This window comes from Pseudomonas sp. 300 (assembly GCF_055803035.1).
Map to the genome: position 1 here is coordinate 201114 of NZ_JAVLRV010000001.1, position 25613 is coordinate 226726.

General features: G+C 59.1%; 24 protein-coding genes and 1 pseudogene. 7 read left to right on the forward strand and 18 right to left on the reverse strand.

The features are described from left to right. Window positions 1–98: 98 nt before the first annotated feature. From tauD to Q7W83_RS00960, 7 genes are all read right to left on the reverse strand, one after another. Window positions 99–941, reverse strand: coding sequence for a taurine dioxygenase (gene tauD / locus Q7W83_RS00930; RefSeq protein WP_150633131.1), 843 nt, complete (start codon window positions 939–941; stop codon window positions 99–101). Between the two features lie 54 nt (window positions 942–995). Beyond that, window positions 996–1829 (reverse strand): taurine ABC transporter permease TauC, encoded by an 834-nt coding sequence (tauC, locus tag Q7W83_RS00935; RefSeq protein ID WP_150633130.1) that lies wholly within the window; start codon window positions 1827–1829, stop codon window positions 996–998. After that, window positions 1826–2620 (reverse strand): taurine ABC transporter ATP-binding subunit, encoded by a 795-nt coding sequence (gene tauB / locus Q7W83_RS00940; protein ID WP_150635908.1) that lies wholly within the window; start codon window positions 2618–2620, stop codon window positions 1826–1828. The genes tauC and tauB overlap by 4 nt, the downstream gene beginning before the upstream one ends. Before the next feature lie 16 nt (window positions 2621–2636). Continuing rightward, on the reverse strand, window positions 2637–3614 hold the full coding sequence (tauA, locus tag Q7W83_RS00945) for a taurine ABC transporter substrate-binding protein (protein WP_150633128.1): 978 nt from the start codon (window positions 3612–3614) through the stop codon (window positions 2637–2639). Window positions 3615–3831: 217 nt separating this feature from the next. Continuing rightward, window positions 3832–5415 carry a glutamate--cysteine ligase gene (gshA, locus tag Q7W83_RS00950; protein ID WP_150633127.1) on the reverse strand — a complete coding sequence of 528 codons (1584 nt, stop codon included), beginning with the start codon at window positions 5413–5415 and terminating at the stop codon, window positions 3832–3834. A gap of 272 nt (window positions 5416–5687) precedes the next feature. Further along, a complete protein-coding gene (locus Q7W83_RS00955; protein ID WP_095127618.1) occupies window positions 5688–6071 on the reverse strand; it encodes a PaaI family thioesterase in 384 nt (127 codons plus the stop codon). Further along, complete coding sequence (locus Q7W83_RS00960; protein ID WP_150633126.1) at window positions 6071–8395, reverse strand: Tex family protein; 2325 nt, start codon at window positions 8393–8395, stop codon at window positions 6071–6073. Before Q7W83_RS00960 ends, Q7W83_RS00955 begins: the two co-directional genes overlap by 1 nt. A 360-nt stretch (window positions 8396–8755) precedes the next feature. Here Q7W83_RS00960 and ompR point away from each other — a divergent pair, with 360 nt between their 5' ends. Continuing rightward, window positions 8756–9496, forward strand: a complete 741-nt coding sequence (gene ompR / locus Q7W83_RS00965) for an osmolarity response regulator transcription factor OmpR (protein ID WP_008032260.1) — start codon at window positions 8756–8758, stop codon at window positions 9494–9496. Between the two features lie 101 nt (window positions 9497–9597). Further along, window positions 9598–10911 (forward strand): ATP-binding protein, encoded by a 1314-nt coding sequence (locus Q7W83_RS00970; protein WP_150633125.1) that lies wholly within the window; start codon window positions 9598–9600, stop codon window positions 10909–10911. A gap of 162 nt (window positions 10912–11073) precedes the next feature. Here Q7W83_RS00970 and rimK read toward each other — a convergent pair whose 3' ends face one another. Genes rimK through rimA form a run of 3 tightly spaced genes read right to left on the reverse strand, consistent with a single transcriptional unit; the run spans window position 11074 to window position 13251 of the window. After that, complete coding sequence (gene rimK, locus Q7W83_RS00975) at window positions 11074–11979, reverse strand: 30S ribosomal protein S6--L-glutamate ligase (RefSeq protein WP_007949201.1); 906 nt, start codon at window positions 11977–11979, stop codon at window positions 11074–11076. Further along, the gene (gene rimB, locus Q7W83_RS00980) at window positions 11976–12455 is read right to left on the reverse strand and encodes a retropepsin-like aspartic endopeptidase RimB (RefSeq protein ID WP_150633124.1); all 480 of its coding nucleotides are present in this window, start codon (window positions 12453–12455) and stop codon (window positions 11976–11978) included. The genes rimK and rimB overlap by 4 nt, the downstream gene beginning before the upstream one ends. Before the next feature lie 16 nt (window positions 12456–12471). Next, window positions 12472–13251, reverse strand: a complete 780-nt coding sequence (rimA, locus tag Q7W83_RS00985) for a S6 modification regulatory phosphodiesterase RimA (RefSeq protein ID WP_150633180.1) — start codon at window positions 13249–13251, stop codon at window positions 12472–12474. A gap of 116 nt (window positions 13252–13367) precedes the next feature. On the opposite strand from rimA, the gene Q7W83_RS00990 reads away from it, so the two are divergent. Beyond that, window positions 13368–13775 (forward strand): RNA-binding S4 domain-containing protein, encoded by a 408-nt coding sequence (locus Q7W83_RS00990; protein ID WP_150633123.1) that lies wholly within the window; start codon window positions 13368–13370, stop codon window positions 13773–13775. A gap of 112 nt (window positions 13776–13887) precedes the next feature. Here Q7W83_RS00990 and Q7W83_RS00995 read toward each other — a convergent pair. Continuing rightward, a pseudogene (locus Q7W83_RS00995) lies at window positions 13888–14115 on the reverse strand (phosphatase PAP2 family protein); the annotation flags it as partial. A 102-nt stretch (window positions 14116–14217) separates the two neighbouring features. Here Q7W83_RS00995 and hslO point away from each other — a divergent pair. Next, a complete protein-coding gene (gene hslO, locus Q7W83_RS01000) occupies window positions 14218–15120 on the forward strand; it encodes an Hsp33 family molecular chaperone HslO (protein WP_150633122.1) in 903 nt (300 codons plus the stop codon). Window positions 15121–15302: 182 nt separating this feature from the next. Next, window positions 15303–16844, forward strand: a complete 1542-nt coding sequence (locus tag Q7W83_RS01005; protein WP_473655555.1) for a phosphoenolpyruvate carboxykinase — start codon at window positions 15303–15305, stop codon at window positions 16842–16844. 57 nt (window positions 16845–16901) lie between these two features. Here Q7W83_RS01005 and Q7W83_RS01010 read toward each other — a convergent pair whose 3' ends face one another. The 6 genes from Q7W83_RS01010 to Q7W83_RS01035 all read right to left on the reverse strand — a co-directional run bounded on the left by Q7W83_RS01010 (window position 16902) and on the right by Q7W83_RS01035 (window position 21306). After that, entirely contained in the window at window positions 16902–17756 is an 855-nt protein-coding gene (locus tag Q7W83_RS01010; RefSeq protein WP_150633179.1) for a DMT family transporter, read from the reverse strand. A 102-nt stretch (window positions 17757–17858) separates the two neighbouring features. Next, window positions 17859–19130 carry a type II toxin-antitoxin system HipA family toxin gene (locus Q7W83_RS01015; protein ID WP_150654323.1) on the reverse strand — a complete coding sequence of 424 codons (1272 nt, stop codon included), beginning with the start codon at window positions 19128–19130 and terminating at the stop codon, window positions 17859–17861. Next, a complete protein-coding gene (locus tag Q7W83_RS01020; protein WP_150635903.1) occupies window positions 19127–19621 on the reverse strand; it encodes a helix-turn-helix domain-containing protein in 495 nt (164 codons plus the stop codon). The genes Q7W83_RS01015 and Q7W83_RS01020 overlap by 4 nt, the downstream gene beginning before the upstream one ends. A 204-nt stretch (window positions 19622–19825) precedes the next feature. Further along, complete coding sequence (locus Q7W83_RS01025) at window positions 19826–20179, reverse strand: DUF1493 family protein (protein ID WP_473655791.1); 354 nt, start codon at window positions 20177–20179, stop codon at window positions 19826–19828. Window positions 20180–20309: 130 nt separating this feature from the next. Further along, window positions 20310–20606: a hypothetical protein gene (locus tag Q7W83_RS01030; RefSeq protein WP_150633118.1), complete on the reverse strand. Its 297-nt coding sequence runs from the start codon at window positions 20604–20606 to the stop codon at window positions 20310–20312. A 424-nt stretch (window positions 20607–21030) separates the two neighbouring features. Then, the gene (locus Q7W83_RS01035) at window positions 21031–21306 is read right to left on the reverse strand and encodes a hypothetical protein (RefSeq protein ID WP_150635899.1); all 276 of its coding nucleotides are present in this window, start codon (window positions 21304–21306) and stop codon (window positions 21031–21033) included. Window positions 21307–21601: 295 nt separating this feature from the next. On the opposite strand from Q7W83_RS01035, the gene Q7W83_RS01040 reads away from it, so the two are divergent. After that, window positions 21602–22105, forward strand: a complete 504-nt coding sequence (locus Q7W83_RS01040) for a polysaccharide deacetylase (RefSeq protein ID WP_150633116.1) — start codon at window positions 21602–21604, stop codon at window positions 22103–22105. A 46-nt stretch (window positions 22106–22151) separates the two neighbouring features. Here Q7W83_RS01040 and Q7W83_RS01045 read toward each other — a convergent pair whose 3' ends face one another. Further along, a complete protein-coding gene (locus tag Q7W83_RS01045; RefSeq protein ID WP_150636415.1) occupies window positions 22152–23216 on the reverse strand; it encodes a S8 family peptidase in 1065 nt (354 codons plus the stop codon). Between the two features lie 272 nt (window positions 23217–23488). On the opposite strand from Q7W83_RS01045, the gene Q7W83_RS01050 reads away from it, so the two are divergent. Continuing rightward, window positions 23489–25423: a RecQ family ATP-dependent DNA helicase gene (locus Q7W83_RS01050; RefSeq protein WP_473655556.1), complete on the forward strand. Its 1935-nt coding sequence runs from the start codon at window positions 23489–23491 to the stop codon at window positions 25421–25423. The last annotated feature ends 190 nt before the right edge of the window (window positions 25424–25613 follow it).

Sequence of the window (25613 nt, forward strand, 5' to 3'; positions counted from 1 at the left end):
GGTTGGGGGTTGACCACAAAATGTGTGGCCGGCCGATCACTCTGTGGGAGCGAGCCTGCTCGCGATGGGGCCAGTACAGTCAATGGAAAAATCAGGATTTACCTGAAAAACGGCACATCCCCCAACACCGTCGCCCGCTGCATCACCCGCCGCGCCGGCCGGTAGTCATCCACCGCGTAATGCTGCGTCACGCGGTTATCCCAGAACGCAATATCATCCTGCTGCCAGCGCCAGCGAATGGTGAACTCCGGCCGTGTGGCATGGGCGAACAGAAACTTCAGAATCGCCTCGCTCTCGGTTTCCGACAGCTCATTGATCTTCGACGTAAACCCTTCATTGACGAACAACGAACGGCGCCCACTCACCGGATGCGTACGAATCACCGGGTGCGACAGTGGCGGATTCTTGCGGCGAGCTTCTTCCCACTGAGCCAGCGCTTCGGGCGTATTGCCGTAGCGTTCCAGCGGAAACGAGCGGGTGAAATCGTGAGTCGCCGTCAGCCCCTCGAGCAAGGTTTTCATCGGCGCCGACAGCGCTTCATACGCCGCAATGCCGCTGGCCCACAACGTGTCGCCACCAAACTCCGGCAGCAATTTTGCGCTGAGCACCGCGCCCATCGCCGGGGTCGGCAGGAACGTCACGTCGGTGTGCCAGATCGCGTTGTCGCGCACGTCGGTGACGGCGGTGTCGAGGATCAACACTTCGGGCTGTTCCGGCACATTGGGGTAGATCGGGTGAATGTGCAGGTCGCCGAAATTGGCGGCAAAACGCGCCTGTTGTTGCGGCGTGATCGGCTGGTCGCGAAAGAACAGCACCTGATGCTTGAGCAGTGCCTGTTCAATGGCATCGCGCTGTGCCAGGTTCAGCGGTTGACTGATTTCGATGCCGCTGATTTGCGCACCGAGCGCGGAGCTGAGGGGGACGATTGTCAGGTGGCTCATGGTCTTTCTCTTAATCCGGGGTGCCGAACTGTCGGCTGGGTCAATGACAAGTCTTTAGTGAGCCTGGCCGTGCCACGGCACCAGTTTGCGTTGCAGGGCGCGCAGGCCCATTTCCATGGCAAAGGCGATCAGCGCAATCACCAGAATCCCCAGCACTACCACGTCGGTGACCAGAAACTGCGCGGCCGACTGCACCATGAAGCCCAGCCCGCTGGTGGCGGCGATCAGCTCGGCGGCGACCAGCGTCGACCAACCCACCCCCAGACCAATACGCACGCCCGTCAAAATGTCCGGCAACGCGCTTGGCAAAATCACATGGCGAATCAACTGCGCCCGGGTCGCGCCCAAAGACTGCGCAGCGCGCAACTTGGCCGGGTCGACGGTGCGCACGCCGGTTGCGGTGGCGATGGCGATCGGGGCGAAGATCGCGAGGTAGATCAGCAATACTTTCGACAGCTCGCCAATGCCGCACCAGATGACAATCAGCGGCAGGTAGGCCAGCGGTGGAATAGGGCGGTAGAACTCGATCAGCGGATCGAGAATGCCGCGCGCAATGCGGTTGGCACCGATCGCAATGCCGACCGGCACGGCAGTCAGCACGGCAAAACCAAGGCCCAGGCCGATGCGGCCGAGGCTCGCGCCCAAGTGCTGCCACAACGTCGAATCCATGTAGCCGGTGGTCACCAGCAACCAACCTTTTTGCAGTACGGCGGAAGGTGGCGGCAGGAACAGCGGTTCGATCATTCCTGTGCCGGTAACGGCCCACCACAGGGCAACCAGCGCGACCAGAGTCAGTACGCTGATCCAGCGCGTGCTGAGGCTGCGTCGAACCGGAATCACCGTCGAACCCGGTTTCACCGTCACGGCGGGAATTTCATAGCTGCTCATGCGCGCTCCTGCCGCGTGGCGGCGCTGCGTTGGGAGAACACTTTGGCGAGTACGTGTTCGCGGGTTTCGATAAAGCGCGGATCGGATTTGATCGACCGTGCGGACTCGCCGGCGGCGTAACGCTGACCGAAGTCCAGGCTCAGGCGTTCGACGATTTGCCCGGGGTTTGGCGCCAGCAGAATCAAGTCCGAGGCGAGAAACACCGCCTCTTCGATGTCGTGGGTAATCAGGAATACGGGTTTGGCGGTGCGCTGCCAGACCTGCAACAGCAGCTCTTGCATCTGTTCGCGGGTAAAGGCATCGAGGGCGCCGAAAGGTTCGTCCATCAGCAACACGCGAGGATCGGCGGCGAGCGCACGGGCCAGGCCGACACGCTGCTTCTGGCCGCCGGAAAGCTGCCAGATACGGCGATGTTCGAAACCGGACAGATCAACCAGGGCGAGCATTTCCCGAGCGCGGATTTCACGTTTGTCACGGGAAACACCCGCCAGTTCCAGACCGAAACCGACGTTGGCCAGCACGTCCTGCCAGGGCAACAAGGCATCGTCCTGGAACACCACACCGCGTTCGGCGCTCGGGCCTTTGACTGGCACACCATCGAGGGTGATGCGCCCGGCGCTGGGTTCGACAAAACCGGCGATCAGGTTCAACAGCGAAGTCTTGCCACTGCCGGAAGGGCCGAGGGCCACCAGCAATTGCTGGGGCCCGAGGCTCAGGGAAATATCCGCCAGCACCGGTTCCGGGCTGCCCGGGTACTGTGCGCTGATGCGCTCCAGCTGTAGCAAAGCCATCGCAATGAACTCCCGATCAGTTGGTGATGAACTTGGCGCTGACGTACGGCGCGTAGTCCGGCAGCACGGCCTCGACCTTGCCTTGTTCCTTGAGGAACACGGCGGTGTCGGTGATGGCTTTGGTGGTCGGCGCGCCGAGGGTGATCACCTGATCAGCCGCCAACGGGTAGACGTTGCCTTGCAGCAGCAGCGGAATGTCGCTGGCCTTGGCGCCCGACAGCTTCACCAGTTTGTCGACATTGGACTGGTTGGCGAGCCAGGCTTTCGGGTCTTTGCGGTAATCGGCGTAGGCGTCGAGGGTAACTTTGGCGAACGCGGTGACGATTTCCGGGTGCTTCTCGGCGAAGTCTTTGCGCACGATCCATGCATCAAAGGTCGGCGCGCCGAACTTGGCCAGTTCGCCGGAGGTGATCAGCACTTTGCCGTTTTCCTTGGCCACGCCGAGCGCCGGATCCCAGACGTAAGTGGCGTCGATGTCACCGCGTTTCCACGCCGCAATGATGGCTGGCGGGGCGAGGTTGAGGACGGTGACTTTCGACGGGTCGATGTTCCAGTGCTTCAACGCGGCCAGCAGGCTGTAGTGACCGGTGGAAACGAACGGAACGGCGATTTTCTTGCCGATCAGGTCTTGCGGGGTCTTGATCCCGGAACCGTCGCGAGCGACCAGTGCTTCGGCGGCGCCGATCTGCGTGGCAATGAGGAAGGTTTCAACCGGGACTTTGCGGGTGATTGCAGCCGTCAGGGGGCTGGAACCGAGGTAGCCGATCTGCACATCGCCAGAAGCGATGGCGGCGATGATGTCGGCACCGTTGTCGAATTTGCGCCAGTCGATCTTGGCGTTGGTGGCTTTTTCGTACGCGCCGTCGGCCTGCGCGACTTTCGCCGGGTCTACGGTGGTCTGGTAGGCGACAGTCACGTCAGCCGCCTGGGCAAAGAAACTCGCCGCAGCCAAAGATGCGGCCGCCAGGAGGCGAAGAGGGACATTCAGTTTCATTGAGAAGCTCCTTGTCAGGCGACCGAGAGTCGGCGTGAAAAGGAGACTAAATGATATAAGAATCCGAAAATAAATAACTTTTTCGAATGAGCTTATGAGCGGAAAATTCTAAGTGCCATCACCGCGCACCCTGATCGTTCCCACGCTCTGCGCGGGAATGCAGTCGGTGAGGCATTACCCCGCGGAGCGTGGGAACGATCAGTCTTGCGTGGGAAGTTTAGTTGCTGATCGCCAGAATGCTCGCCTGATACGAGCCGACAAACACATCGAAATCGCCGACTTCGTTCTGTTCCAGCTCCACTTGCTCCGCCAGCGACGAGCGCGCCCGCGCTTCAAACGTCGCCTGATCGTCGCTGCTCAAAGGCTCGCTGCGGAAATATTCCGCATGGGCCTGACTCTGACGCAGGGAGAATTGACTGAAGCTCTCCTTGTGCTCGGCCATCGCCGCCAGCACTTGGGCCGATGGTGTCAGGGACGGATCCTTGACCTTGGCCAGTTGCACGTCCAACGCTTTGCTATGGGCATCGCCGCCATGGCTTTGATCCAGTAATGCCGCCAGTGGCGCAATCTTCTCCAGCAACTCGCCTGCCCACTCTTTCAGGTCAACCGGTTGACCGTCTCGTTGCAGTTGCAGGCCCGGTCGGCGACCTTCCTTGACCACGCTGAGGAAGTTCGAAGTGGCATTGCCGCACGAATTATTGGTCAGCAGCGGACTGTCGTTCAGCGCGCAGTACAGCAGGAACGCATCGAGGAACCGCGACTCCGGCAGGTCAATGCCCATTGGCAGGAACGGGTTGATGTCCAGGCATCGCACTTCAACGTACTGAATGCCACGGGCCACCAGCGCCTGGATCGGCCGTTCGCCTGTGTAGGTCACGCGTTTCGGGCGGATGTTGGAGTAGTACTCGTTTTCGATCTGCAGGATGTTGGTGTTGAGCTGAACCCACTCACCGTCCTGATGCGTGCCGATTTCGACATATGGCGCATACGGTGTGGCGACTGCCTTGCGCAGACTGTCGGTGTAGCTCGCCAGGTCGTTGTAGCACGGCGTCAGACCGGCCTGGGCGTTGCTCTGGTAACCGAGGTCGCTCATGCGCAGGCTGGTGGCGTACGGCAGGTACAAAGTGTCCGGGTCCAGCTGTTCCAACTGGTGCGAACGACCACGCAGGAAACCGGCGTCCAGCGCTGGCGAGGCACCGAACAGGTACATCAACAGCCAGCTGTAGCGACGGAAGTTGCGGATCAGCGCGATGTAGGCCGACGACTGATAGTCGCGGTCAGTGCCGACAAAGCCTTCGGCCTCTTTGAGCAGCGGCCAGAGTTTTTCGGGCAGGGAAAAGTTGTAGTGAATCCCGGCGATGCACTGCATGGTCTTGCCGTAGCGCAGGGCCAGGCCCTTGCGGTAGACATACTTGAGTTTGCCGATGTTGGACGTGCCGTAATAGGCGATCGGGATATCTTCCTCGGCCGGCAACGGGCACGGCATCGACGGACTCCACAGGTACTCGTTACCGAGTTTGCTGTAGGCAAAACGGTGAATTCTGTCCAGGCTCGCCAGCGTGTCGGCCGGGTCGGGCAAGGCGGGCGTGATGAACTCCAGCAGCGACTCGGAATAGTCAGTGGTGATTTGTTCGTTGGTCAGCGCGGAACCCAATTCTTCCGGGTGCGGCGTTTGCGCCAGGCGACCTTCGCCGGTCACGCGCAGGCATTCACGTTCGATGCCGTGAAGGCACTGTTCGAGCAGAGAGAGGTTAGCGCGCTCGCCGAGCAGAGCCAGGCGGCGGTTGAGAAGTTCGCTCAATTTGGATTCCTTCACGCGTCAGTCGCCCCAATATGGGGGTGGGCAAGACGGTCTACAAGGGTGAAGTTGAAACTGGCGTTTTCGCCTGGTTTTTGAGCCGCGTAGGCCTTATGCCGGTCAGTCAAGAACTGCACAATCCTTGTGGGAGCGAGCCTGCTCGCGATGGCGGTGTGTCAGACGACGAATATGTTGACTGACACTCCCTCATCGCGAGCAGGCTCGCTCCCACAGGTTGCTTTGCGCTGAAATTAACTCAAATCGATGACTTCTAGCTACAGGACAGCGAACGTGCCTTGTGCTTTTGCGACGAGTTTGTCGCCCTGCATCACGTCAGCTTCGACCACCAGCGTGCGGCGGCCCGGGTGGATCACCCGTGCCGTGCACATCACCTCACCGTCTGCGACGGCGCGAATGTAGTTGATCTTGCACTCGATGGTCGCGCTCTGCTGGTCAAAGCCGTGGGTGCTGGAACAGGCCAGCCCCATGGCAATGTCCACCAGGCTGAACAAGGCCCCGCCGTGAAGCTTGCCGCCGCGATTGCGCAGTTCTGGCTCCAGCGCCAGGGCGACTTGCGCCACCCCGGTTTCCAGGCTGTGCAAGCGACACCCCAGCAGCTTGAAAAAAGCGCTTTCGGTCAGCCCGGCCGGAATGTCCATCAGCGTTTCTTCAACTGCTTGGCGTTGGCGAACAGCGAAGCCATGGCGTTGTTGGCCGGGGCCGCTGCCGTGGTTTCCTTGCGCGGTGCCGTGTTCTGGGACTGGCGCGGTGCCGACCCCGGACGCGCACCACGGGCACCGTCGATTTTCTCGCCCGGGGTGTCGCTCATGCGCATCGACAGGCCGACGCGTTTGCGCGGGATGTCGACTTCCATGACCTTCACTTTCACCACGTCACCGGCCTTCACTGCCTCGCGTGGATCCTTGATGAACTTCTCCGAAAGCGCAGAGATATGCACCAAACCATCCTGATGCACGCCGATGTCGACGAACGCACCGAAGTTGGTCACGTTGGTCACGACGCCTTCGAGGATCATGCCCAGCTCGAGGTCCTTGAGGTCTTCGACGCCTTCCTGGAACTCGGCGGTCTTGAATTCCGGACGCGGGTCGCGGCCGGGTTTTTCCAGTTCTTGCAGGATGTCGGTGACCGTCGGCAGACCGAAAGTCTCGTCGGTGTACTTCTTCGGATCAAGGCGTTTGAGGAAGCTGGCGTCGCCGATCAGCGAGCGTATGTCGCGGTCGGTTTCAGCGGCGATGCGCTGCACCAATGGATAGGCTTCCGGGTGAACCGCAGATGAATCCAGCGGGTTGTCGCCGTTCATCACGCGTAGGAAACCGGCCGCCTGCTCGAACGTTTTCTCGCCCAGACGCGCGACTTTCTTCAACGCCGCGCGGGTTTTGAACGCGCCGTGCTCGTCGCGGTGGCTCACGATGTTCTGCGCCAGCGTCGCGTTGAGGCCGGAGATACGGGCCAGCAGCGCCACGGAAGCGGTGTTCACGTCCACGCCCACGGCGTTCACGCAGTCCTCGACCACAGCGTCCAGGCCGCGCGCCAGTTTCAGCTGCGACACGTCATGCTGGTACTGGCCGACGCCGATGGATTTCGGATCGATCTTCACCAGCTCGGCCAGCGGATCCTGCAAGCGACGAGCGATGGACACTGCGCCACGGATCGACACGTCGAGATCCGGGAATTCCTTGGAGGCCAGTTCCGACGCCGAGTAAACCGATGCACCGGCCTCGGAGACCATGACTTTGGTCATTTTCATGGCCGGGTATTTTTTGATCAGTTCAGCGGCCAGCTTGTCGGTTTCGCGGCTGGCGGTGCCGTTGCCGATGGCGATCAGGTCCACCGAATGCTTGGCGCACAGCGCGGCGAGAATCGCGAGCGTCTGGTCCCATTTGTTGTGCGGCACGTGCGGGTAAACCGTGGCGTGATCCAGCAGCTTGCCAGTGGCATCGACCACGGCGACCTTGCAACCGGTGCGTAGGCCCGGATCGAGGCCCAGCGTGGCGCGCGGGCCGGCTGGAGCCGACAGCAGCAGGTCGTGCAGGTTGTGCGCGAACACGTTGATCGCTTCGGTTTCCGCACCGTCGCGCAGTTCGCCCAACAGGTCGGTTTCCAAGTGAGTGTAGAGCTTGACCTTCCAGGTCCAGCGCACCACTTCGCCCAGCCATTTGTCGGCGGCGCGGTTCTGGTTCTGGATGCCGAATTGCTGGCCGATCATGCCTTCGCACGGGTGCATGGTGCCCGGCAGTTCGTCGCCGACTTTCAGCGCCGAACTCAGAATGCCTTCGTTGCGGCCACGGAAAATCGCCAGCGCGCGGTGCGACGGCATGCTTTTCAACGGTTCATCGTGTTCGAAATAGTCGCGGAACTTGGCACCTTCCTCTTCCTTGCCGGCGATCACGCGGGCACTGAGGGTGGCTTCCTGCTTCAAATAGCTGCGCAGCTTGTCCAGCAGGCCGGCGTCTTCGGCGAAGCGTTCCATGAGGATGTACTTGGCGCCTTCGAGGGCGGCCTTGACATCGGCGACGCCTTTTTCGGCATCAACGAAGCGCGCGGCTTCGGTGTCTGGCGTCAGGGTCGGGTCGTTGAACAGGCCGTCGGCCAGTTCGCCGAGGCCGGCTTCCAGGGCGATCTGGCCCTTGGTGCGGCGCTTTTGCTTGTACGGCAAGTACAAGTCTTCGAGGCGGGTCTTGGTGTCGGCGAGCTTGATGTCACGTTCAAGTTGCGGGGTCAGCTTGCCTTGCTCTTCGATGCTGGCGAGGATGCTGATGCGCCGTTCGTCGAGTTCTCGCAGGTAGCGCAGACGCTCTTCCAGATGACGCAACTGGATGTCATCGAGGCTGCCGGTCACTTCTTTCCGGTAACGGGCGATGAAGGGAACGGTAGAGCCTTCATCGAGTAGCGCGACGGCCGCTTCGACCTGTTGTGGGCGTACGCCGAGTTCCTCGGCGATGCGGCTGTTGATGCTGTCCATAAAACCACCTGACAAATTGTGAAAGCAGGCTCGCGGGCGCACGGATAGTGGCTCGGCGAGTCTGGTTGAGCGGCCTGGCCTGCGCCGCTACCTGGGTCAACAGGCATCCCGTTGACCCGTGAAATCGAACAATTACTGCCGCGACGATGAAAATAAAAAGCCGCCGCCGGGGTAACGATCAGACGTTGCCTGACACAAAAGGCCGCGCATTATAACCAGCGTTCTATCATTCGGGGGCAACACAGGCTGTAGGCACAATGCCCGGATTCCTGGCGGTGAAGGAAAAATCTGCTAACAATGCACACGGTGCGTATAACGGCAGCTACGCCATAATGCGCGCCGAGATCAAAGGAGCATCCAATGAGCAGCACTGCAAACATTGCTGAAGGCGAAAAAATTCTTATCGTTGACGACGATCCGGGGCTCAGCAGCCTGCTGGAACGCTTTTTCGTCAGCAAGGGCTACCGTGCCCGCGCCGTACCGAACACCGAACAAATGGACCGCCTGCTGGCGCGTGAAGTGTTCAACCTGGTCGTCCTCGACCTGATGCTGCCCGGCGAAGACGGTCTGACCGCCTGCCGCCGTCTGCGCGGCGCGAATAATCAGATTCCGATCATCATGCTCACCGCCAAGGGTGACGAGCTGAGCCGCATCAAGGGCCTCGAACTGGGTGCCGACGATTACCTGGCCAAGCCGTTCAACCCGGATGAGCTGATGGCGCGCGTCAAAGCAGTCCTGCGTCGCCAGTCCGCGCCGGTGCCGGGTGCGCCAGGCAGCGAAGACGAAAGCGTGACCTTCGGAGACTACGAATTGTCGCTGGCGACTCGCGAACTGAAACGCGGTGACGAAGTGCACATGCTCACCACCGGCGAGTTTGCGGTGCTCAAGGCATTGGTCATGAACGCGCGTCAGCCACTGACTCGCGACAAACTGATGAACCTGGCCCGTGGTCGCGAGTGGGATGCGCTGGAGCGTTCTATCGATGTGCAGATTTCCCGTCTGCGCCGGATGATCGAACCCGATCCGTCCAAGCCGCGTTACATCCAGACCGTCTGGGGCGTGGGCTACGTGTTCGTTCCGGATGGCGCCGCCACCAAGTGATCGGCGATTTGTAGGAGCGGGTCGTGCGGACGATTGTCCGCAGACTCGCGATCCGCAATATGCGAGCATCGCTCGCTCCTGCAAGTGTGTAGCGGTTATCCATGAAAACCCCCGTGTGGTTCCCCCAGAGTTTCTTCTCCCGCACCCTGTGGCTGGTGCTGATCGTCGTCCTGTTCTCCAAGGCGCTGACCCTGGTTTATCTGTTGATGAACGAAGACGTGCTGGTGGACCGCCAATACAGCCACGGCGTTGCCCTGACGCTGCGCGCCTATTGGGCGGCGGATGAAAACAACCGCGACAAGATTGCCGAAGCGGCGACCCTGATCCGGGTGGTGGGCACCGGCGTGCCGGAAGGCGAGCAACACTGGCCGTACAGCGAGATCTACCAACGGCAGATGCAGGCAGAGCTCGGTGCCGACACCGAGGTGCGATTGCGCATGCACTCACCGCCAGCGCTGTGGGTTCGGGCGCCAAGTCTGGGCGATGGCTGGCTGAAAGTGCCGCTGTACCCGCATCCTTTGCGTGGCCAGAAAATCTGGAACGTACTCGGCTGGTTCCTCGCCATCGGCTTGCTCTCCACGGCCTCGGCGTGGATCTTCGTCAGTCAGCTCAATCAACCTTTGAAACGTCTGGTCTATGCGGCAAGGCAACTTGGCCAGGGCCGTAGTGTGCGTCTGCCGATCAGCGATACGCCAAGCGAGATGACCGAGGTGTATCGCGCCTTCAACCAAATGGCTGAAGACGTCGAACAGGCCGGCCGCGAGCGCGAGCTGATGCTGGCCGGGGTGTCCCATGACTTGCGTACGCCACTGACGCGATTGCGCCTGTCACTGGAACTGATGGGCGACCACAGCGACCTGACGGACGACATGGTGCGCGACATCGAAGACATGGACGCGATTCTCGACCAGTTCCTCGCGTTCATCCGCGATGGCCGCGATGAATCGGTGGAAGAGGTGGACTTGACCGACCTGGTGCGTGAAGTCGCCGCGCCGTACAACCAGAATGAAGAGAAAGTACGCCTGCGCCTGGAGCCGATCCAGCCGTTCCCGTTGCGTCGGGTATCGATGAAGCGGCTGCTGAACAACCTGATCGGCAACGCGCTGCATCATGCGGGCAGTGGGGTCGAAGTGGCGGCGTATGTGTCCGGGGATGTCAGCGCTCCGTATGTGGTGCTGAGCGTCATGGACCGTGGGGCGGGGATTGATCCGTCGGAGCTGGAGGCGATCTTCAATCCGTTTACCCGGGGGGATCGTGCTCGAGGCGGGAAGGGGACCGGCTTGGGGTTGGCGATTGTGAAGCGGATTGCTTCGATGCATGGCGGGAATGTGGAGCTGCGCAATCGTACTGGTGGTGGTCTTGAAGCGCGGGTGCGGTTGCCGCTTGGGTTGATGTTGCCGCGGGATGCGGTTTAAAAACTGAAATCTTCGGTGGGGCTGATGGCCCCTTCGCGGGCGAGCCAGTTCCCACAGTGATTTATGGTGGATACAAAATTTGTGACACCCCCCCGACACCGAACACTGTGTGCGCGGGCTTGCCCGCGAAGGCGGCGTCCCTGCCGCCACATGATTCAGGGATTAACCCTTGCCTTTGGTCCGCGTCATGTTCGGCCCACCATTCTTCTCCAGATGCTCAATGATGATCCCCGCCACATTCTTCCCGGTGGTGGTTTCAATCCCTTCCAGCCCCGGCGACGAATTCACTTCCATCACCAACGGTCCGTGATTTGAACGCAGGATATCCACACCGGCCACCGCCAGCCCCATCACCTTGGCCGCGCGCAATGCGGTCATGCGTTCTTCCGGGGTGATCTTGATCAGGCTGGCGCTGCCACCTCGATGCAGGTTGGAGCGAAACTCCCCCGGCTTGGCCTGACGCTTCATCGCCGCAATGACCTTGTCGCCCACCACGAAGCAGCGAATGTCCGCGCCGCCCGCTTCCTTGATGTACTCCTGAACCATGATGTTTTGCTTGAGGCCCATGAAGGCCTCGATCACCGATTCCGCCGCCGTCGCGGTTTCACACAGCACCACGCCGATGCCTTGGGTGCCTTCCAGCACCTTGATCACCAGCGGCGCGCCGTTGACCATGTCGATCAGGTCGGGAATGTCATCCGGGGAGTGCGCAAATCCGGTGACCGGCAAACCGATTCCACGGCGCGACAGCAATTGCAGCGACCGCAGTTTGTCCCGCGAGCGGGCAATGGCCACCGATTCGTTGAGTGGAAACACCCCCATCATTTCGAACTGACGCAACACCGCGCAGCCATAAAACGTCACCGACGCACCGATCCGCGGAATCACCGCGTCGAAACCTTCCAGCGGCTTGCCGCGGTAGTGGATCTGCGGCTTGTGGCTGGCGATGTTCATGTAGGCGCGCAGGGTGTCGATCACCACCATTTCATGGCCACGCTCGGTACCGGCTTCGACCAGACGACGAGTGGAATACAGACGCGGGTTCCGCGACAGCACAGCGATCTTCATGCAACACCTGTGGAGGAGGTAGATACCGGGAACACCGGCTTGTCTTGTACATATTTAATACCCGGATTGACCACCAGTTGGCCGTCGATCAGGGCTTTGGAACCGAGTAACAGGCGATAACGCATGGACTTGCGGCAGGCGAGGGTGAACTCGACTCGCCAGACCCGATCACCGAGGGCCAGGGTGGTGCTGACCACGTAACGCTTTTGCGCATGGCCATTGGAGCTTTTGATGGTTTTCATCGTCACCAGCGGCGCTTCGCAACGTCGGTGACGCAGTTGCACGACCGTGCCCAGGTGCGCCGTGAAACGCACCCAGCTCTCGCCATCGCGCTCGAACGGCTCGATATCGGTGGCGTGCAGGCTGGAAGTGCTGGCGCCGGTGTCGATTTTTGCCCGAAGGCCCGCGACCCCCAGATCAGGGAGCGCCACCCACTCGCGCAGACCGATAACGGTCAAATGGTCAAATGTCTTCAATAGGAAAAACCGGCGATTATCGCGTCCAGGCTTCAGGCGATACCTGAGCCAACGCTTTGAATGCAGGTTTGGCGAACCAGTAACCTTGCATCAGAAAAATTCCACAGTCCGCCAGGAAATCCCGTTCTCCAGCGCTTTCAATGCCTTCGGCGATGACTGTAACGTCCAACTCCGCACAGATTGTGACAATCCCCCGAACGATAGCCTGACGAACACGATCACGGTCGACATCGCGGATCAGTGCCATGTCGAGTTTGATCAGGTCCGGTTGGAAGTCAGCCAGCAGATTGAGCCCCGAGTAGCCCGCGCCGAAATCGTCGATGGCGGTCTTGAAGCCGAATTCGCGGTATTCACGCAGAATATTAGTCAAATGGCGATAGTTATCTACGTGCTCGCTTTCCAGTGTTTCGAAAATCAGGCGGTCGATGGGGAAGTTGTGTGTTTTCGCGGCCTCCAGCGTGCTGCGAATACACAGCTCCGGACGGTACACGGCGTTGGGCATGAAGTTGATCGACAAATGTGTCTGCATATTTAAATTCGCCGCACCTCCAATGGCGCGGGTCCGGCAGAGCTGGTCGAAACGGTAGCGATTCTCCTCGGTGATCTGATCGAGCACTGACAATGCCCCTTCTCCGGCAACCCCCCGTACCAGGGCTTCATGGGCGAAAATCGTCCGGTCTCGCAAGTCGACGATCGGTTGGTAGGCAAAGGCAAAATCGAAGCCCAGCGGCTCGCTTTGCTGGCAGCCCCGGCAACCGCTCTGGGTTGAAGTCAATGAAGACGGAAATATAGTCACTCGGTCACTCCATGCCGGTGGGCCGGCCAAGATCACATTCTATCTGGACGGCCGAGTTCTTGCGCCCGACAGAAACGGTAGTACAGTTCCGACTATTGGCCGAAAGAGGAATTCATATGGCACAAAAACAGGAAGAAGACGACAGGGTCCGTCTCGATAAATGGTTGTGGGCTGCGCGTTTTTACAAAACTCGTGCTTTGGCCAAAGCCGCGATTGAAAGCGGCAAGGTGCATTGCCGTGGCGAACGCTGCAAGCCGGGCAAGGAACCGAGGGTCGGCGACGAGTTTCAGATTCGAGTAGGGTTCGAGGAGCGCACGGTGGTGGTCCAGGCGCTATCGATAGTGCGCCGTGGTGCGCCGGAGGCGCAGACGTTGTACGCGGAAACTGAAGCCAGCATCGCCAAGCGCGAAGCGGCTGCGGCGATGCGCAAGGCGGGCTCGCTGGGCGTGAGCACCGACGGTAAGCCAAGCAAGAAGCAGCGGCGGGATCTGTTTAAATTTCGTGGGAGCAGCAACGACGAGTGAGGTTGTTGCTTCTGTGTCGTTTGGGCTGACGTCTTCGCGAGCAGGCTCGTTCCCACATAAAAACGCGATCACCTGTAGGCGCCAGCCTTGCCCAGTGAACACCCTGTCACCCTCCGACCACTGCATCGAATGGGCGCAGACTTGCATTTACCCGAATGCGCAGCCATATGGGGGGAGTCGCCAGCGGCGAATCGAGTGGATGGGAAGCCGCTCGTCGAAAATCCCACACAGCATCTGACCTGTAGGCCATAACCAGAAGGCCAGCAGCGCTGGTGGCACAAATTGCATAACGCCACCGGCGGACGTCCCACCTTGCTTGGAACAAATCCGGATTGTTCATAAAATGCCTCCATGGCTGAACAGTGCGCGCCAAAACGGTGCTGCAGAGGCGCAATTATCTTGTTTGTAACCTTTTTATCATTGACTTCAGATACCCAGACCTATGACCGATCTACCGGATACCGACTACACCCAACGCTTCATCTTCGATGACAGCGACACCCGCGGCGAGCTGGTTTCGTTGGAGCGCAGCTACGCCGAAGTACTGGCCAAACACCCGTATCCGGAGCCGGTTGCGCAACTTCTTGGCGAACTGATGGCCGCGGCGTCATTGCTGGTCGGCACCTTGAAATTTGATGGTCTGCTGATTCTTCAGGCACGGTCCGATGGCCCGATTCCGTTGCTGATGATCGAATGTTCCAGCGAACGTGAAATCCGTGGTCTGGCCCGTTATGAGGCGGACCAGATCCCCGCCGACGCAACCCTCGCCGACCTGATGCCGAACGGCGTGCTGGCGTTGACAGTCGACCCGACCCACGGCCAGCGCTACCAGGGCATCGTCGACCTCGATGGTGAAACCCTGTCGGAGTGCTTCACTAATTATTTCGTCATGTCCCAGCAGGTGGGCACGCGTTTCTGGCTGTACGCCGATGGCCGCCGCGCCCGTGGCCTTTTGTTGCAGCAATTGCCCGCCGACCGTCTGAAAGACGAAGAAGAGCGCGCCGCCAGTTGGCAGCACATCACCGCGTTGGGCAGCACCCTGACGGCTGATGAATTGCTCAGTCTGGACAACGAAACCGTGCTCCATCGTCTCTATCACGAAGAGCAGGTCCGGCTGTTCGATGTGCAGAAGTTGCGCTTCCATTGCAGCTGCTCGCGCGAACGTTCTGCGAATGCTTTGGTCAGTTTGGGTCTGGAAGATGCGCAGAACCTGATCGTCGAACACGGTGGCAACATCGAAATCGACTGTCAGTTCTGCAATGAACGTTACCTGTTCGACGCCGCCGATATTGCTCAATTATTCGCCGGCGCGGGCGTTGAGACGCCGTCAGATACCCGTCACTAAAACGGTTCAGCGCAGGTAAATTCACTGCTTAACGCCGGAATAACGCCGTTACGACGGGAGGGCCCTACTATTTTTGGGCGTTTCTGGCATAATCCGGCCCACTTTTTGTCGCGGTAGTAGTGCACGACTTTCTACTACAAAACGTTTGGAGCACACTCGGCCACTGGCCGACGGGGAATCTCATGACGCAAGCCAATAACGCCGTGTACACCGATCTGAGTGTTGATGATCTGGTAAAAGAAGCTCTGAGTCGCGGTGAAGGCGAGCTTGCCGATACCGGCGCACTGGTTGTTCGCACCGGTCACCGTACCGGCCGCTCGCCAGTCGATCGTTTCATCGTTGAAGAGCCGACCACCCAGGCCTCCATCGCCTGGGGCCCGATCAACCGCAAGTTCCCGGCCGACAAGTTCGATGCCCTGTGGGCTCGCGTCGAGGCGTTCAACAACGCGCAAGACCACTTCGTTTCCCACGTGCATGTAGGTGCGTCTGAAGACCACTACCTGGCTGTGAAGATGACCACCCAGACTGCCTGGCAGAACCTGTTCGGTCGTTGCCTGTTCATCAACCCGCAAAAGTACAACCCGGCTGGCCGTGAAGAGTGGCAAGTGCTCAACGTTGCCAACTTCGAATGCGTACCAGAGCGTGACGGCACCAACTCCGACGGCTGCGTGATCATCAACTTCGCCCAGAAGAAAGTGCTGCTCGCCGGCATGCGTTACGCCGGTGAAATGAAAAAAGCCATGTTCTCGGTGCAGAACTTCCTGCTGCCGGCTGCCGACGTACTGCCAATGCACTGCGCCGCCAACATCGGCGAAGCGGGCGACGTGACCCTGTTCTTCGGCCTGTCCGGCACCGGTAAAACCACCCTGTCCGCCGACGAAAGCCGTTACCTGATCGGTGACGACGAACACGGCTGGGGCGAAGGCGTTGTCTTCAACATCGAAGGCGGCTGCTACGCCAAGTGCATCGACCTGTCGGAGAAGAACGAACCGGTCATCTGGAAAGCCATCAAGCACGGCGCAGTCCTGGAAAACGTCGTGATCGACGACGCCAAGCACGCCGACTACGCCGATGTCAGCCTGACCCAGAACAGCCGCGCCGCCTACCCGCTGGAGCACGTTGCCAAGCGTTCCGAGAAAAACCTCGGTGGCGAGCCAAACGCTGTGATCTTCCTGACCTGCGACCTGACCGGCGTACTGCCGCCAGTTTCGATCCTCAGCGAAGAACAAGCGGCCTACCACTTCCTGTCCGGCTACACCGCTCTGGTGGGCTCGACCGAAATGGGTTCCGGCAGCGGCATCAAGTCGACCTTCTCCACCTGCTTCGGCGCACCGTTCTTCCCGCGTCCGGCTGGCGAATACGCAGAACTGCTGATCAAACGCATCCGCGGCTTCGGCTCCAAGGTCTACCTGGTCAATACCGGCTGGACCGGCGGCGGCTACGGCGTCGGCAAACGCTTCAACATCCCGACCACTCGCGGCGTGATCGCAGCGATCCAGAGCGGCGCGTTGATCGGTGTTGAAACCGAGCACCTCGACACCATCAACCTCGACGTGCCACTGGCCGTACCGGGCGTTGAGACTGGCCTGTTGAACCCGCGTAATACCTGGGCTGACAAGGCTGCTTATGATGAAGCCGCTAAAGCACTGGCCGGGTTGTTTGTCGAGAACTTCAAGAAGTTCGAAGTGAGCGACGCGATCAAGGCGGCTGGGCCGAAGTTGTAAGATTGGTTTGATGTAATGAGAAAGCCGCCAAAAGGGCGGCTTTTTTGTGGGCGCGGTTTAGGTTTTCAGGTGTAAAACGAACGCGCCGACCAATACCAGAACCACGCCGAGCACCTGTATCTTCGCCAGTCTCTCCTTGAAGAACACATATCCGAGGATCGCCGCGATTCCTCCGGACAGCGTGCTGATCACCGTTACCACCGAAACCGATCCAGCCACCGCGCCCCAGGCGAATGAAGAAAATCCACCAAGATTCATCAGGCTGGCGCCGGTCAGCGTCATGCAGTTTTTCAACGGCGGAATTTTCAGACCGTCCTCGATTCTCAGAACGATGGCCACCAGCACGATCAGCCCGATCAGATACGCGAGCCAAAGCATCGTCACCGGTCCAAGCACTGGAAGAACGAAGTGACCTTGCAGCCAGAAACTGGTGCCGTAGAAAAGAGCGGCCAACAGCGCATAGGCAATGGAGCTGCTGGCTTGAGTCGTGTGTGGAATCTTCGAGTCGGAATGAATGCTGGAGAGAATGACCCCAATCACGCACAGGGCAATGCACAGCAGTTGCATCAGGCTGATCTGCTCACCGCCAGCCCAGGACAGCAACGTCGTCACCACTCCGTAAGAGGTCACCAGTGGCGCAACAATAGACGCTTTGCCGAGGGCGAACGCTTTGGATAAGGCGAGCGCACCGGACACGGTCAGCACGGCGGCGACAGTGCCAATCAGCCAGACAGTGAGTGACGCCGACATCGATTTGAGGATGAACGCGGGGAAGGCGATCAACAGTAGGCTCATGATGCTGAAACCCAAAGCCTGACCAAAGTACACCGCGCGTTTGACGCCCACTGCGCGGGCATTCAACCCCACCAGAAAATCCGTGCCGCCCCACAGTAAAGCGGCGAGTAAGCCCATCAATACGTCCACGCTATGTCCTTATAGGTGTGTGCTGCCGATGCTAGAGACGCTTCCAGCCATCGGAGTGTCCCTGCCTTCGGCGTTGATGGCCACAGAAAACTAATTTCCCGAAAGTCGGAATGCAGGCGCCATATTGTCCTGCTCGCGCTTCGACAGCCCCACCGCGTCGGCCACTTTTGGCCACTGGCTCACCACCCCCTGGAAACGCTCGATAATCTCTGCCGCATCATTGTGGCCAACCCGAAAGTATTCGGCTACTTCGCGAGCGAGTTCGAGATTCAGAGCATTGTCGGCATCGGTAATGTTTAGCTTCAGCCCATCAGCGTGTGCTACAGGGTTCATGTCGTAGGCATCAGACAGTCGCCATCCACGACCGGGATCAAGGAGGAATCCATGGTTACGCAGGTGGTCGTCGGTATTGGAGACCAGGATGTTGAACACGATGCGCGACCACAACTCTCGAAGATCCTTGTCGGTTTCCGAGCCGTGCTTCATGAGTACTTCTGCCAGCTCCAGATAGCTGGCACCTACGGATGCGTCGTCCCCGTCCACGCGATCGGTCATGGTCATGGCTGAGGCAAAATGTAGTCGGCCACCGGTTGCGGTGCGGTCGAAGCGCTTGACCATGTAGCAGTGATGGTCGCTTGCATAGCGTTGCGCAAGACCGTTCGCCACTCGCAGACCGCATTCATTGGCCAGGACATTCACCACGAATTCCCACCCGCCGATGTCATAGTCGTCTCGGGTGCTCGGAAACTTGGCGATCCACAGGTGACCATTTTTATCAGCAACGCTGGCCTTCGGTCTGGCACCGCCCAATGAGCCGCCGGGGGCGATCAACATTCTCAGCCGTTCGCGCCCATCGAGCGAGGTGTTGTCCGGGTCGTTTTCCAACGCTCGACTTGCCTGCTCCAGCGCACGCAGCTCGATAAAGGGTGGCGCTGCCAACCCATCTCGATCATCCAGAAAATGGCCTTCGTCATTGAGTTTGTAGCGGATAGCACCGACTCGATAGAGGTCGTGAACACCTAACAGGAAATCCGACTCGTACAGCTTGCTGCCCTTGGGCACAAAGCCGTCGCGAATATCTCTCTCCAGTCGACGCTTCATCAGTAATTGCCCCCAGCGATCCGGGCTTGAGTCCGCAAAAACACCGAAGCGGGTTTGGCGCTGCCCAGGGAATTGTCGCCCTTCGAAGAGCCTGATGCGGGGATCCAGCGTCGTGAAGTTCAACTCGGGATCAATCAATGCGGCAGCGTCGTACTCAAACTCGAACACGTTGGTAGCGCAAGCCTTGGCGGCATGCAGGAACCCAAGGCGCCTTGGCCCATTCAGAGATTCCCAATCGGCATACACCGCGATCAGTGTCATTTTTTCTCCGTCTTGGCCCTGGATTTTTTATCGGCAAACAAACTGGAAAAAGACTGGGTGTTCAATGGGAAATCAACCTCGATATCCAATTCGGAGATAGGGCTTTCCAGTGCTTCAGTCGTCTTGTCACGGATGGGGGAAGACGCTTTCGTTGAAGTCACGTTGCGCGCTCGTTGGCGTTTACTGGTTGCTGCGTTCGCTCGTGGAATCAATTGCGCATCTTGCAATTGGCGTCCCAACTCATCCGCTTCGGCGAGCTTGCTCAAGTCTTTCTCCAGGCCCAGCACCTGCATCACAGACACATAGGCCCCCATCGTCACACCTGAGCTTCCGGACTCTAGGGAACGAAGCGTTGTCAGTGACATGCCTGCTCTCTCGGCGACTTGCTTGGCTGTCAGCCTGCGACGTAAACGAGCGAGTTTCAGTCGTTCGCCAAACTCCGCGAGCAGTCTGGATGAAGCTGGCAGCAGGGGCGCTGTTTTCTTAGCCATGTGCCATTATTCCTTCGTTTTTAGGCATTAACTGCCAGAATAATAGCACTTATATTATGGCTTGCTGGACTTCCTCAATGAGTTTCAAGACTCTGTTTGGTAATACGGTGCTGCCGATACGCAAGGAGGGCAGTTTATTTAAACTGCCATTATTCCAACCAAATTTGTGATGACCAGTCAGAATAATGCCACTTATACGTTCTGCTAGAGGCCTTCAAGCGTTTGGGTATCCCAGCGTTGCAACTTGACAGCTTGGTAGAGCATGCCGATGGTTAGTGGGACTTTATCGCCGCGACCTTTTGCCCTTCGCTTGAGAAGCAAGTCGAACCCTTCCGGCTGAAAGTAGCGATAGGCATCGTAGTCCACGAAGTCGACACCGAACTGTTCTTCCAGCGCTTCCATCAGATGCCGGACGTCAGCGCCGTCGCAGCCCAAATCGAAGTTGATCGAGGTGCTGAGGCTGATGGTTTTACGTTCGGGCAGGCCGAGTTCTTCGTGTAGCAGCTGCATGAGCAGGTGCATGGTGTGGTCGTCGGGGAAGTTGGGGGCGAGGTTCATGGTGTGTTGCCCCTTATTGGCCTGATCAAAAGAAGTGCTCATGGTTATCTCCAGTGTTCGAAGACGGCTTCCACCGCTTTGTGTTGGATCGCTCCCACGCACAGCGCGAGAACGATCTGTTCACTCGACGTCAGGCAGGCGCTTTCCAGCCCATCATGCGTTGTTGGGCGACTTTTAGCAGATCGCAGCCGTCCTGGGTCAGGAGGTAGAGCGCGTGGGTGATGTGGGGGATGTCTTCTATATCGCCTTGCTCGAAGCTTTGGCAGTGCAGGGTTCGGAGTAGTTCGCTGGAGGCTCGGATGCGCTGGAGGGCGGCTTCGAGGATGTCTTGCGGGTTGGCTTCTGTGTCGATGATCAGGGGCGGGGAATCGGTGAGGTTGGTTTCGAGGGGGCGGTAGCGATCTGTGAGCGGGTTCCAAGTATTCATTTAAAATCTCTCTTTTATGTAGCTGAGGACCCGCCACTATCGTGACCAAACGATGGGTGGCGGACTGTGTTCAGGTTGGTCAACCAGGGAGAGAAAACCCGGGTACGCAGAAGCGTCCCAAACACAGCCGCCATAAAGCGTGCCGACACAAAAGAAGTCGGCAGCATACAAGGTCATGCGTAAGTTTTCTCTCAAATTCAGGTGACCAAACCCGAGTCGCTGATTTGGCAGCGACCATCCGACTATAGATACCAGTCGCCTGTTAGCGATAGGCGACAAGGTGTCTTCTTTTGTAGGACCGGGATGAAGCTTTGATAGGGCGTTGCCTACGGAGTTATCCCCAGCCGAAATTTTTAGTCAGGCACACCGCGTTATCGTTCATCGCGAGCAAGCTCGCTCCCACAGGGGATTGCGCCGGGGGGCATCAACCCGCGGTGAGTTTCGGCAGACGTTGGTGGGCGATTTCGAGGAGTTCGTTGCCATCCTGGGTCAGCAGGTAGAGCGCGTTGACGATGTTGGGAATGTCGCTCGCGTCCGCCTGTTTGAAGCACAGGCAGTACAGCGTTTCGAGCAGGTCGCTGGCGGCGCGGATGCGTTGTCGGGCGGCGTCGAGGATTTCGTGCGGGTCGGCCTCGGTGTCGATGACCAGGACCGGGGAGTCGCTGTAGCTGCTTTTGAGGGGGCGATAGCGGTCTTGCATCGGGGCAGTCCTTTGGGAAGTCGGGCAGGCCGACACACTGTTTCAGCCGCGCCGAAAACTATGAAGGGGACGGCGTGCTGCGGCAATACAGCCGCAATCGACAGAGTGTGTAGGGGATTTACTGGTCTTCGGCATTGGCCCTACGCGTTTCCCGAGATTTTTTTGACCGAAACCCTTACGGGTGAAATTTCCTACGTGTTTATCAGGCGCGGCGCAGTAAACCTCTGTATGGTGCGCGCCAGAATCTGTAGGGCATTTCGAAAATGCCTGGTTAGGCACTTAAAGGGAATTAGGTATGCAGTGGTTACGTATGGCCTCGGTTTTGTTGTTGTGGGCGGGTGTTTGTCGTTTGACGGGCGCGGCCGACGCCGGTAGTTCGATGATGCTGGCCAACATGGACCGAACGGGCTGGCCGGACGCCCTCACCACTCAAGCGAACATGGACACCGCGTCCCGCGCTGAGGTGCTGATGTTTGGCAAGGCGTTGCTGGCCAGCGAATCGCTGGACGAACAGGGGCTGAAACAGCGTCTGGGCGTGCAGGCAGTGAAGCTCAAGTCTGTACGCCAGGTGCGTGATGGATTGTGGGATCGGTTGCTGACCACCTACCGCAACGCCAGTCAGAACTGCGATGGCGAACCGTTCTGCCCGCGTGTGCGAAGCGTCGCTGATTTGCGTCAGTTGGCCGCAGCGTTCACCGGCGAAATCAGCCCTGCCCACGCGGCGTGGGCGAGCAAGAGCCAGGTGTTTCATGAGCAGGCGTTGAATGAGCAACTTCGGGTGGCGGTTTTGGTGCCCTAGCGCTGTCGAGGGCAAAACCCGATGACGCTGTCCCACCCATTGCGGCTCAGTTGATCGTGGATTCCGGAGCCTGACGCGAAGCCGCCTCAAGATCCATCAAACCTCGACCGTATGCCTCGCTGTTGGCATAGATACCTGTTCGGTTCGCTGTTGCCAGCAGGCGTTCGCGTACTTGCTGCGCGGTAAGTTCGGGATATCGGCTTTGCAATGCTGCCAGGGCTCCGCTGACCATGGCGGCAGCAGGCGAGGTGCCGGCGGTCTGTGCGTATTTTCCGTCCTTGCTGGTGGTCAGCAGTCCTTGCCCTGCGCCGGAATCACCGCCAGGTACTGCGATGCACCAGGCTGCCGCCACGCCGCAATAGTTGGATTTGGCATTGATGGCGCTGCCGTCGTTTTTCAGTGCGACCACGGCGATCCAGCCCTTTTCCAGTTCGGGTATGGCGATCGGCAAGCCGGGTTCGGCCAGCGGTTCCCGTTTCAGTTCGTTACCCGTCGGGAACACAAAAACAGCGCCGTCCTGAACCAGTTTCCGGGCAGTCACCAACGACTCCGGCATGACCTGCTTGTAACGCGCCTCATTGATCTCTGTCGCCGGAATGGCATTGGCCCACGAGTTGTTGAGGATGCGCGCCCCCTTGTCGAAACCGGCCTGCCAGGATTGTGCAATCTCCGTGTCGAAGAAAAACGGCTCGTTATCGTCGCCGAAACGGAATGGGATCAGCTGTGCGTTGAATGCAACACCGTGCATGCCCTGGTCATCTTTGTTGGCGGCGAGAATGCCGGCCATCTGGGTACCGTGACCCACCCGGTCGAAGGTGCCGGCGCGATTCTCGACATAGTCAAAACCGGGGTCAGCGATTCTTCCCTGAAATTCCGGCAAGTTGCTGTTCAGGCCTGAGTCGACAAGCGCTACGGCCACCCCCTGGCCAGTGCCGCCGCGGGCATACAGGGTTGAAGCGTTAATGACCGCCAGGCCCTGCTGGCCCTGATATTCCAGTGTCTCGAACGGGGTCGGGTCGATGGACGGCTGCGTGGGGTTCGTCAGGCAGCCGCTTAACAAAAAGGGTAATGCAAGCACGGGGGGGAGTGAAAAAATGGGTCGTTGAAGCATGGTCGTTCCTTCGTAAATCTCCGCGTACATCAGGCTTTCCTGCCGTGTTGAACATTGCGCGGAGAGGGCATTTTTTTGAAGGTGAACCTTACCGGTGAAAAGGGGTGAAGCGTCAGGGAGGCAAAGTGCCCCGTTTGTTTCAACCTGTGGCGAAGGTTTGGGCTGATGGACGCTGTATCATCCCGTATCGTTTTTGCCCCCGACCTTTTCTCGACTCGCTGCGATCACCGGCTAGGCTTTGGGCTTCGCAGCGGTCAACGGAGTGACAGCTTATGCACAACACCCTGGAACAGGTTTTCGGTTATCCACAGTTTCGGTCAGGCCAGGAGGCGGTGGTCAGCGCAGTGATGGCCGGGCGCTCGGCGGCGGCGATTTTCCCCACGGGTTCAGGCAAGTCCCTGTGTTACCAGATGTCGGCAGTGCTGCTGCCGCACCTGACACTAGTGGTCTCGCCGCTGCTCGCCTTGATGCAGGATCAATTGGCATTCCTGCAACGCCATGGCATTTCGGCAGGCAGTATCGATTCGGCTCAAAGCCGCGATGACGCCAGTGATGTGATGGCTCGCGCCAAGTCCGGCGAATTGAAGATCCTGATGATTTCCGTGGAGCGCCTGAAGAACGAGCGCTTTCGCAACTTCCTGCAGCAGGTGCCGATCTCGCTGCTGGTGGTGGACGAGGCACACTGCATCTCGGAGTGGGGCCATAACTTCCGCCCCGACTACCTCAAGCTCCCGGACTACCAGCGCCAGTTCAACATCCCTCAGGCATTGTTGCTGACCGCCACCGCGACCCCGAAAGTGATCGCGGATATGGAAGCGAAATTCGCCATCGCGCCTGAAGACGTGGTGACCACCGGTTTCTACCGGCCAAACCTCAATTTGCTGGTGGAACCGGTGCGCGGTCAGGACAAACGCCGACGCCTTGTCGAATGGATGAGCGAGCGTCCCGACCAGCCGAGCATCGTCTACGTCACCCTGCAGAAAACCGCCGAGCACATTGCTGAACACCTGGGTCGTAACGGCATCCAGGCCGAGGCCTATCACGCCGGTTTACCTCACGAGCAACGCGAAGCCATTCAGAAACGCTTCATGGGTGGCCAGTCCAATTGCATCGTCGCCACCATCGCCTTCGGCATGGGCATCGACAAGAGTGACATCCGTAATGTGGTGCATTTCGACCTGCCCAAATCCATCGAAAACTACAGCCAGGAAATCGGCCGCGCCGGACGTGACGGGCAGCCATCGGACTGCCTGGTACTGGCCAACCGCGATAGCCTCAATGTGCTGGAAAACTTCGTTTATGGCGACACTCCGGAACTGGACGGCATCCGTCACGTGCTCGACGAATTGCAAGCTGCCGCGCCCGAGGGGCAATGGGAGTTTTTGCTAGGGCCGTTGGCCGACCAGAGCAACATTCGCCAGTTACCGCTCAAGACCTTGTTGGTGCAGTTGGAACTGCGCAGGATCATCGCCCCGCGTTACGCCTATTACGCCGAATACCGCTTCAAGTATTTGCTCGAGCCGGAAGACTTGCTCGCCCGCTTCGAGGGTGAGCGCAAGGATTTTGTCGCCGCCATCATCCAGACCTCCAGTCGCGCGCGGACCTGGGCGACGGTGAATTTCGATGCGCTGTACGAACAGCATCAAGCCGAGCGCAATCGGGTGGTCAAGGCGCTGGATTACTTCCAGGAAAAGGGTTGGGTCGAGCTGGAAAGCAAGCAGATGACCGAGGTCTACAGCCTGCTGCAAACGGATTTCGACAGTCAGGCGCTGAGTGCTGAACTGCATGAGTGTTTCACTCGGCACGAACGCACCGAGATCGCGCGGATTCACGCCATGCTGGATCTGTTTGCCACTGACCACTGCCTAGGTAAACGCCTGGCCGAGTACTTCGGTGATGAAAACGCGCCGCAGCAGTGTGGGCATTGCTCGGTGTGTCACGGGCATGTGGCACGACTGCCTGCGCCGCCAGAGTTACCGGCGCTTGTGGATAAAAACTTCGAGGCGCTGTGCGGTGGTTTTATCCACAAGCATGAACAGCACGTCGGCAGCGTTCCCTCAGCGGAGCGCGTGACTCGGTTTTTGTGCGGGATCAGCGTGCCGCTGTTTACCAAGCTCAAGGCGCGGTCGATTCCGGGGTTTGCCGCGCTGGAGGATTACCCGTATGGCGAAGTGCGGGGGTGGGCTGAACAACATCTTTCAGGTTGAACCGTGCCTCTGTGGGAGCTTGCTCGCGATGAGGTCATCACATTCAGCATCAATGTTGAATGTGAGTCCGCAATCGCGAGCAAGCTCGCTCCCACAGGGATCCCAGCGTTTGGCAGATGTAGATCCATCCGCTGAATGTCCCCCATCACAGGAATAAATTTCAAAAATGCGTGGTGGCTGACTATGGTGG